We start from the raw sequence: 8,376 nt of genomic DNA, 5'->3' as shown, positions 1-8,376 counted from the left end.
AATATTCTAAGCCAATTATTACTCACACAGATGAGCCTATTGATTCATCTGAGTTAACTGATAAAAAGAAAAAGCGACGTTCTTTTGATGAACTCACAACTGATGAACAAAAGAAGCGCTTGTTACGTATGGAAATAAGTCGTTTACAAGCAAAATGGAGATTACTGCGACTTGTCGATTGTAACTACGATGATCGAACTTCATTTCTTACCATTACCACCAAAGAGAATATAAGTGATCGTGCTATTTTCCTAAACATGATTAAGACATTTATTAAGCGCTATAATTATACAGTTTATAATACCAAGAAAAGTAAATTACAATATGTTGCTGTTTTAGAGAAGCAACAACGTGGATCTTGGCATTCGCATATTCTCTTATTCAATGTTCCATTTGTAGATCATTCTCAACTGCTGAAAATTTGGGGTCATGGTGCAGTTCGAATAAATAAGGTTGATGTTGACTCAAAGGAAAATCGCGGACGGTATGTGACAAAATACTTTGAGAAGGGAATCGGGCAAGAATTATTAGAATCATTTGGTAAAAAATCTTATTTATCTAGCAGAAATTTAAAAAAGCCTGAAGAGGAAAAAATATTATTAAATGGAAAACTGAGTTTTTCGGAATCAGTTGTATTGTTCGAATCAAATTATGTAAGCAAAATATATAGAGACGGGCATCTTATTGATAATCCAGTGCATTACAGGAAAATAAAATTTGATACAAGTATATAATATCAAGCCCTCAGACTACTATAGTCGGGGTTTCTATGTACTTGTATCAAATTAATTAACTATATTAATTTATCCAAAAATGGCAGACGAATTAAAGATTACACAAGATATAAACGCATAGTTGATTCGTATATCTACAAACAAGAAGGACACTGAATAAGTGGAGTTTCACGTACAAATTAAATTTGTTATACAAGACGGTTGTATAGAATTTTTCTCATATATTATTTAATTGATGATTAGTTTAAAAAATATTTTATTAGACTATAGTAAAATAATCTTCAATACTAGTAGTATAATGCGCTAAAATGTATACATGGATTTTTTATATAAAACTATCTAAATTACTTAAAAGGAATAACAAAAATAAAAAATGGATTACGGTAACTATAAAAGTCGAGTGAAGATTCCTAAGGAGAATCCTTTATACGCAAAGCAGTCAGATTTTGTTTTAAAAATGATTAATAAAATGGTTGAAGATTCATTTAATTCAGGCAATAAACAAATTATTCTTGATACTAATATTCGTGGTGAATTTCCACTTGATAATATTAATAAACTCGCTGCTCCTTTAATTGAATCTTGGGCAGCGACTGTGTTTGGAAATGTTGCGCAATTATCAGACAACGAGTTTAGTTTGATTAATATTGAGGTTGGTGCAAATCGGACTGATTTAGCTGATGTTATTCTTCAATTTAAAAGGACTAATGAAGAACAAGTAAATCCTAGTTACATAACAGGTAACGTTGATATTAAATCAACTGCTGATACTATAAAGAATAGTGGTAAAGGGCCTAATATCACATCGTTTGCTAAAATTCGAACTGCTTATCTTGAAGATCCAGATTTTATTTTTGTAATTTTATCAATTAAATACCATCCTTATTCAGAAACAAATCCTGTTACTGGTATGGCTAAAGGTGTAATAGATTTGCATGATTTTACAAGTTATGATTTTAAATATTTATCAGAACGAGATTTTTCAATCAATCCAGCTTTAGGAACAGGTCAAATTCAAATTAAAGATATTCACTATGTTGATGTAACCCCACGGACAACATGGGAGTTAGTTCAAGTTTTAGATCAAAAATATATTAACAGTACAAAACGAACTTTTGAAAATTGGATAGAGGAGGCAATAAAACGAAAATGGATCAAATAAAATTAATTGTTGGCGACTCTATTACAAATATGAAAGCATTTGAGTCAAATAGCGTGGATTTAATTATAGCTGACCCGCCTTATAATTTAGCAAAGGATTATAAAGCAACTAATGATAATATGGAATTTGAAGAATTTATGACTTTTAGCCGTAATTGGTTAACTGAAGCTACTAGAATTCTTAAACCTGGTGGTACAATCTATGTTTTCATGGGTATGCGTCTAATTTCTTATACGCATGTAATTATGGAACAAGAATTAGGTTTAGAGTTCCATAATTGGATTACGTGGCATTATACGCAAGGCCTAGGAAAGAAAAAAGGATTTTCATCACGCCATGATGATATTCTAATGTTTACTAAATCTGGAAAAAATCCCACATTTAATCTTGACGACATTCGTATTCCGCAAAAATATTACCGTTCAATTAATAACATGCGTGGAGCTAATCCAGGAAATGTATGGGAATTTAGTCATGTTCATTATTCACAAAGCAATCGTAAAGCTCATCCAACACAGAAACCAGAAGGTGTTATTGAAAGAATGATTTTGGCATCTTCAAATAAAAATGACATTGTTCTCGATCCATTTTCTGGTAGTGGTACTACTGTTAGAGTAGCACAACAGTCAGGACGTAAGGCAATAGGAATTGACATAGAACCCTCATTCATTGAAGAAACAAAAAAACGTTTAGCTGAACCATTTAATGGTTTTGATAGCATTGATGAACGAATGTTACGTGTGCCAAATGATTTGAATGATGAAGAAATACGTAGGGAATATTTCAAAAATCATATAGAATGGTTTTTGAAAAATCATGAAGGTTCACTCATTACTTACTTTACAGACTTTAAAAATAAATATGACTCTAAAATGTCTAAAGAAGAAATTTTAGAATTTGAAAATACAGTAAAAAAATATAATGTTAAGCTTAAAAAAAGTAGGGTTAAAAAAAATATTGATCCAGACCTTGAATTGAATACAACAATTTCGTTATTTTAGAAAAAAGACCTGTTACATAATAGGTCTTTTTTTCTTGATAGTATATTTAAGAGCAAAAAAACCGTTTGATTAGTGTCAGCTAGGTTAATTTATTTCGTTATTTGTAGTTATACCAATGACGGTTTACATAAGATAGATTATCCAAAGTACCCACCTAGACCATTGCCAGCATTGAAGCCGTAAAAGTTAGTGAAATTAGCTTTGTGAAATTACCACGTGTTCGCTGGTTGTTCGCACTGGTAAATCAATGATTTAACTTCACAAGGATTTCAGGTTAATTATCTATACCAATTTATTTGAGAAAACAATTATATGTTATAGGTAAAATCAATTCAAAAAATCAAGAATACTTATATTATATATGAGCCTAAAAACTCAAATACTAAAAAGGGCGGACAACGCAATTGGAAAATTTTTTAAAGGCAGTACAAGCAGTAGCAAAATTTACGGAAACATATGGGAGTTTATGCGCTCCCACTATTTTTGGACCACACACGTATATAATTATAATGGTATGTTGTGGGATTGATATAGCATTGGGGTATTTAGTGCCTTATATAGAGAGCAAGAAGTCTAAATCTGAAAAATAGGCAAAAAAAATAACACAATCCATTAGGATTATGCTATAATTCTATTCAACAAGTGAATAAAAAAAACCTTAACATATTCTCGTATCTTGGCGGACAGGGAAACATGTTAAGCGCTATCTATGTAAATTATTTTATCATGATTTCATAAAAAATCAAGTTATAAAACTACTGAAGTATTAAATTAGGTGGTTAAAAAATAGTTAATAGAATAGCCCTTAACAAGTCCACTGGTTCAGCATATGAAACCAATGGGCTTTTTTGTACAGCTAGAAGCATTTACGCAACGCAGGTAGTGAAATGTATGGCTTGGGGTTAGGACAGCCCGCACACCTGCTAGAATTTGTCCCTAATTGATACCGTTGCGGGTGTCAAAGTGTTAAAGACAGGTGATAACGACCTTTCAGCGAAAAGTAAAGAAGATAAATGGTTAGGGTGGATCGTGTACGAAATGGCATGACACACCTTGTAAAGCGAAAGACGGTTACTTGGGTTACGTCAATAAAAACAACCCTAATAGCTTTGCAAGTTGACTGGGGTACGCTGGTTGTAATTGTGTTGCTACTGTAAGTAAGTAGCCTTTGTTACAGAGCATTTGATAGAAATATGAAGTGTTGTGTAATGAAGTTTGGCTCACTCTTAGGGCAACTATGCCTTACTTACCGTAAACGGTATTAACACAATAGCTTAACGCATTTAAGGTGGAGTCCGTTCAAGGGGTTAAGGTGTTAGTTAATTGTTAATTGTGGTAAAGTTGGTTAAATTAGTTAATCAGGAGTAAAGCCAATGGACAGTAAAGAGTTTAACAACGTAGCTGAAATGCTAGTGTATTTTGACATCAGTAAACCCACGCTATATAAGCGATTATCAGCTAATGGATTCAAGACAAGTAAACGTCAATTTACTGTTGACGAGTTAAGACTAGTTAAAGAAAATCAAGTCAAACATAACTTAACTAGAACTAGTGTTGAATTGGAAAAGTTAAAGGCGGAAATTGACGAATTGACCAAAGTTAATACCAAATTAACTGCCAAAAATGAAGAGTTAAGCGGTCAAGTTGCCGATTTATTAGAGCAAAATAAGAATGAATCAGCTGATTTTAAGAAGCTACTAGATCAGGCTCAACAATTGCAGTTGGATTTACAGCAACAGTTAAAAGCTAAAGACCAGCTTCTAATCGAGACCAGTACACCTAAAGGATTTTGGGCTAGACTATGGGGAGTCCGTTCAAGGGGTTAAGGTGTTAGTTAATTGTTAATTGTGGTAAAGTTGGTTAAATTAGTTAATCAGGAGTAAAGCCAATGAACAGTAAAGAGTTTAACAACGTAGCTGAAATGTTAGGGTATTTTGACATCAGCAAATCCACGCTATATAATTAAGTGGGAATAATAAATGACTAGCTTAGTTGGCTTTAAATAAGGCTTTCTAAGCTATTTTTAGAGAAAAAGCTAACAATATTAGAATAAAGAAGACAAGTAAAGGAGGTATTTTATGCGTACTAGAATGCGGTTAAGCGCCGAATCTGTTTTAGCGATTAAAGAATTAAAAAGAGTTCTTTTTGGGGATACTGAAGCGCCAGTTACTGTTGGTTATATGATTGGTAGAGCATATAAAATAATTGAGCCTAAGTTGGATTCCTTTGAAAATGAGTGGTTGGAGCTTTCAGATATTAAGGTTAAAGATATTACGGGAGCAAGTGAAGTTTTAGAGGGTGCGGATACAACTGTTAATTTAGAAAAAAAAGTGTACGAAGGTATTAGTAAACTTCAGATAAAATTTGTATCTATTTTCAAAGGTAGTAAGCGTGTTTACAGAACTTTTGTAGTTAAATTGGTTCTTTTAGCGGCTTTACAAGAATTACTTAAAAAATAAGTTGTAATGGCTTATTTTTTTTTGCTTTTTTAGGGGGGTCTATTGACACCGCTAAAAAATGATGCTATTATTATTTTCAAGCGGTAGAGGTAATTAGTGACACCACTGAAAAAAATGAGGAAAAATTAGGAGAAATAAAAATGATTAATTTTAAGGATTTAGATGTAGTGGATGTTTTAAGAATATACACAATTACTGGTGCTAATTTTAATAAAATGAGTAGTATCGCAGTTTTAAAGCGTTGGAGCACAAGAATTGATGAGAAGCGGTTATTAGAAGCTTGTGAAGAACTAAGTTCACAAACTAATGGTTACACAAACCAATTTGAGTTTATTTGCAACGTGCAAGCATTTGTAGAACATGCTAAAAATTATGTTCATAACAAAAATCGCACAATTCTTTTAAAGGATTGTTTAGATAAAGAGAAAAAAATCTATATTAATTCTTATGTATATAACAAGCCTGAAGAAAATGAGGAGGAATAATATGAAGAACATCTATCGCTCGTTTAGTTGGATCATGCTTGTGGTAATATCTCTCTTTGCGGGCTTCACTGCTAACATTGATAGGCATTACCATTGGGAGTCTTATTCTCCTTACCTAAGTGTAAAAACATTTTTATTTTTAGCGTTGGTGTTAATGATATTGAGTTTGCCAGAGATTATCATTTCATTTATTGAAAGGAAGAAATTATAATGCACACTTCAAATAGGTTTAAGGAGCGTATTACGTTTGTGGTTTCAATAGTATTGTTGATAGTTGCTGGTATTTTAAGGAGACATGAAATTATTGTTTTAATATTCTTCTTAGTTCCCGGTATTGTATTACTATTTGTTAGCAGTTTCTACACTGTGAAGAGACGGTTTACTAATTTGGTTGTTAATATAAAAAATTTATTTAGGTAGGTGTAACGGTTATGTGGGGATTATTGAAAGAACGACGAGCAAGAATTAGGGGAGACACGAAATTTGTTTCTTTATATTTGCCCAATAATTTTATTAATTACAGGCGTATCTTAAAGTTTGACCAAACATGGTTAATAGTAATTCTACTATTTTGGTTTTTCTGTGGATTTGTTTCCAATAACTGGCTAACAGAAATTTTTGTTTGTGTAACAGGAATTCCTATTTTACTTAAACAGTATAAATATTTTAAAAATCTACGCCATTTTTTCAGATATGAATATGAGACTGATTACAAACTTTTAAATTTTATTCAAGAAGCGGACTTAGATGAAAGCACTGTTATTGTTTATGAAGAAAATTCTAGTGAGTTGCTAGTTAGGTTTTTGAAGAGTAATAACCCTACGTTAATCAATCAGTTAGAAAACTTAGAAAAACCTTTAGCAAGTGTATTTGGTATCACCCCTGAAAAGTTTGTTAGAGAACAATATGTTGAGTATATTTTTACTCTTGTCAAACCTGAGAGACTGATGGTAACTGCTACGGAAAAATCTGAATTTACTGATGATATGAATATAAATTTAGGGTATGGAATCGTTTATAACCCTGTAAAATCGCCACACGTATTAATAGGTGGTGGTACTGGTTCAGGGAAATCGATATTTATTAGTTTTTTCTTAATTGAGCTTATGAAAAGGCACGCAACCGTTTTCATCTGTGACCCGAAAAACTCTGACTTAGGAAATCTAGAGCATTATCTTGATGACCATGTTGCTGTAACCCCCAACAACATTTCTAGAGTTACTAGATTGGTCGTTGAAGAAATGAAAAAGCGGTATTCAATAATGAACGACCCTATGAATTTTAAATATGGTTCAAATTTTGTTGACCATGGTTTTAACCCTTTATGGTTAATTTTTGATGAAATGGGAGCTTTCCAAGCTAGTGCTACAGACAAAGCTGGAAAAAAAATTGTAGAAGAGACAATGGCAAACATCAAACAGATTATTTTACTTGGAAGACAAGCCGGGTGTTTCATTTTGGTAGCAGCCCAGCAAATGCGTGCTGAAACCTTAAATTCTGATTTGAGGGATAATCTAGGTCTTCGGATTGCATTGGGGGCAAACAGTCCTGATGGCTATCGTATGATTTTTAACGCTCATACACCGCCTACTGATTCATTTCCTGATGTAAGTGTTAAGGGCTCCGGAATGATATATGTTGAGGGTTCTGGAGAGAGTCAAGCTAAATATTGGGAAAGTCCTTTCATTGACACTACAAAGTTTAATTTCATTGAAGAGCTGTTGAAATATAAAACAGCAGATAAGTATTTTTCAGAATAAAATAAACGGTTTTGAAAGAAAGATTGTTCTTTAATCTTACTTTCTAAAACTGTTGCAAATCAGCGTATTTTGCTGATTATTAAAACAAAATAAAAATTGAAAGAGGAATAAGAAATGGAAATTGAAAACTTTTTAGATAAAGAAAAACTTGGGAAAGAATTTTTGGCTGTAAAAGGATATGAGGAAGTTAGAGACCGTAAAACAGATGAACTGACTGCTTATAAGTTAAAGGTATCAATTCAAGACCTCGCTAGCCCTTTTTATTTTGAAATGTTTACTATCAAAGTTAAGAACCTTAATCCTACATTGACGGTGGCTCAATTGAAGACTGCGAAGACTACGCCTATTACCCTTGAAAACATGCAAATTGGGCAATTTAATGGAACGCTTTGGTTCAATTGTTCTGACGTGTTACCTAAAAACAAATAATTCAAATTAGATGAACTACTTAGCATGGCAAATTTTTGAAAGGGGTGCGCTGTCGGGACGACAAAGCGCAAGTGGAACGTCCCTAAAAAAATTTCCATGCTTTAGTAGTTAGAAGAAAAATTTATTTTTCTTCTATGTTTATTTATTATATAAACCAAAGAATGGCGAAAGTATTGTCTTGTATGACTGATTTCCTATGAAAATTTATAATCAAAAAATTATTAGAACAGGTCCTTACGTTGAGGTCTGGGAATATTCTAAGCCAATTATTACTCACACAGATGAGCCTATTGATTCATCTGAGTTAACTGATAAAAAGAAAAAGCGACGTTCTTTTGATGAACTC

The 8,376-nt window shown here is 32.4% G+C and carries 9 protein-coding genes; all 9 read left to right on the top strand.

The genetic code is table 11. The features are described 5' to 3' along the window. The coding region (locus tag JOC59_RS08840) for a rolling circle replication-associated protein (protein WP_205144394.1) at positions 1 to 734 on the top strand (734 nt) is incomplete at its 5' end. A 373-nt stretch (positions 735 to 1,107) separates the two neighbouring features. Next, positions 1,108 to 1,896, top strand: a complete 789-nt coding sequence (locus tag JOC59_RS08835; RefSeq protein WP_205144393.1) for a restriction endonuclease — start codon at positions 1,108 to 1,110, stop codon at positions 1,894 to 1,896. Further along, positions 1,884 to 2,897: a DNA-methyltransferase gene (locus JOC59_RS08830; RefSeq protein ID WP_205144392.1), complete on the top strand. Its 1,014-nt coding sequence runs from the start codon at positions 1,884 to 1,886 to the stop codon at positions 2,895 to 2,897. Before JOC59_RS08835 ends, JOC59_RS08830 begins: the two co-directional genes overlap by 13 nt. A gap of 1,373 nt (positions 2,898 to 4,270) precedes the next feature. After that, on the top strand, positions 4,271 to 4,723 hold the full coding sequence (locus JOC59_RS08825) for a hypothetical protein (protein ID WP_205144391.1): 453 nt from the start codon (positions 4,271 to 4,273) through the stop codon (positions 4,721 to 4,723). 252 nt (positions 4,724 to 4,975) lie between these two features. Continuing rightward, a complete protein-coding gene (locus JOC59_RS08820) occupies positions 4,976 to 5,356 on the top strand; it encodes a hypothetical protein (protein ID WP_205144390.1) in 381 nt (126 codons plus the stop codon). A gap of 140 nt (positions 5,357 to 5,496) precedes the next feature. Beyond that, positions 5,497 to 5,841 (top strand): hypothetical protein, encoded by a 345-nt coding sequence (locus JOC59_RS08815; RefSeq protein ID WP_205144389.1) that lies wholly within the window; start codon positions 5,497 to 5,499, stop codon positions 5,839 to 5,841. A 1-nt stretch (position 5,842) separates the two neighbouring features. Further along, the gene (locus JOC59_RS08810; protein ID WP_205144388.1) at positions 5,843 to 6,052 is read left to right on the top strand and encodes a hypothetical protein; all 210 of its coding nucleotides are present in this window, start codon (positions 5,843 to 5,845) and stop codon (positions 6,050 to 6,052) included. A gap of 220 nt (positions 6,053 to 6,272) precedes the next feature. Beyond that, positions 6,273 to 7,601, top strand: a complete 1,329-nt coding sequence (locus JOC59_RS08805) for an FtsK/SpoIIIE domain-containing protein (RefSeq protein WP_205144387.1) — start codon at positions 6,273 to 6,275, stop codon at positions 7,599 to 7,601. Between the two features lie 114 nt (positions 7,602 to 7,715). After that, complete coding sequence (locus JOC59_RS08800; RefSeq protein ID WP_205144386.1) at positions 7,716 to 8,030, top strand: hypothetical protein; 315 nt, start codon at positions 7,716 to 7,718, stop codon at positions 8,028 to 8,030. Positions 8,031 to 8,376: the final 346 nt, after the last annotated feature.

It is taken from the genome of Periweissella beninensis (genome assembly GCF_016908275.1).
Classification (GTDB): Bacteria; Bacillota; Bacilli; order Lactobacillales; family Lactobacillaceae; genus Periweissella; species Periweissella beninensis.
Note: the sequence above shows the minus strand (reverse complement) of the source record. Positions and strands in the feature narration are given on the sequence as shown.

Bases quoted from the DNA above. Each gene is read 5' to 3' on its own strand.
- JOC59_RS08835 (WP_205144393.1), top strand. From the start codon at position 1,108: ATGGATTACGGTAACTATAAAAGTCGAGTGAAGATTCCTAAGGAGAAT.
- JOC59_RS08830 (WP_205144392.1), top strand. From the start codon at position 1,884: ATGGATCAAATAAAATTAATTGTTGGCGACTCTATTACAAATATGAAA.
- JOC59_RS08825 (WP_205144391.1), top strand. From the start codon at position 4,271: ATGGACAGTAAAGAGTTTAACAACGTAGCTGAAATGCTAGTGTATTTT.
- JOC59_RS08820 (WP_205144390.1), top strand. From the start codon at position 4,976: ATGCGTACTAGAATGCGGTTAAGCGCCGAATCTGTTTTAGCGATTAAA.
- JOC59_RS08815 (WP_205144389.1), top strand. From the start codon at position 5,497: ATGATTAATTTTAAGGATTTAGATGTAGTGGATGTTTTAAGAATATAC.
- JOC59_RS08810 (WP_205144388.1), top strand. From the start codon at position 5,843: ATGAAGAACATCTATCGCTCGTTTAGTTGGATCATGCTTGTGGTAATA.
- JOC59_RS08805 (WP_205144387.1), top strand. From the start codon at position 6,273: ATGTGGGGATTATTGAAAGAACGACGAGCAAGAATTAGGGGAGACACG.
- JOC59_RS08800 (WP_205144386.1), top strand. From the start codon at position 7,716: ATGGAAATTGAAAACTTTTTAGATAAAGAAAAACTTGGGAAAGAATTT.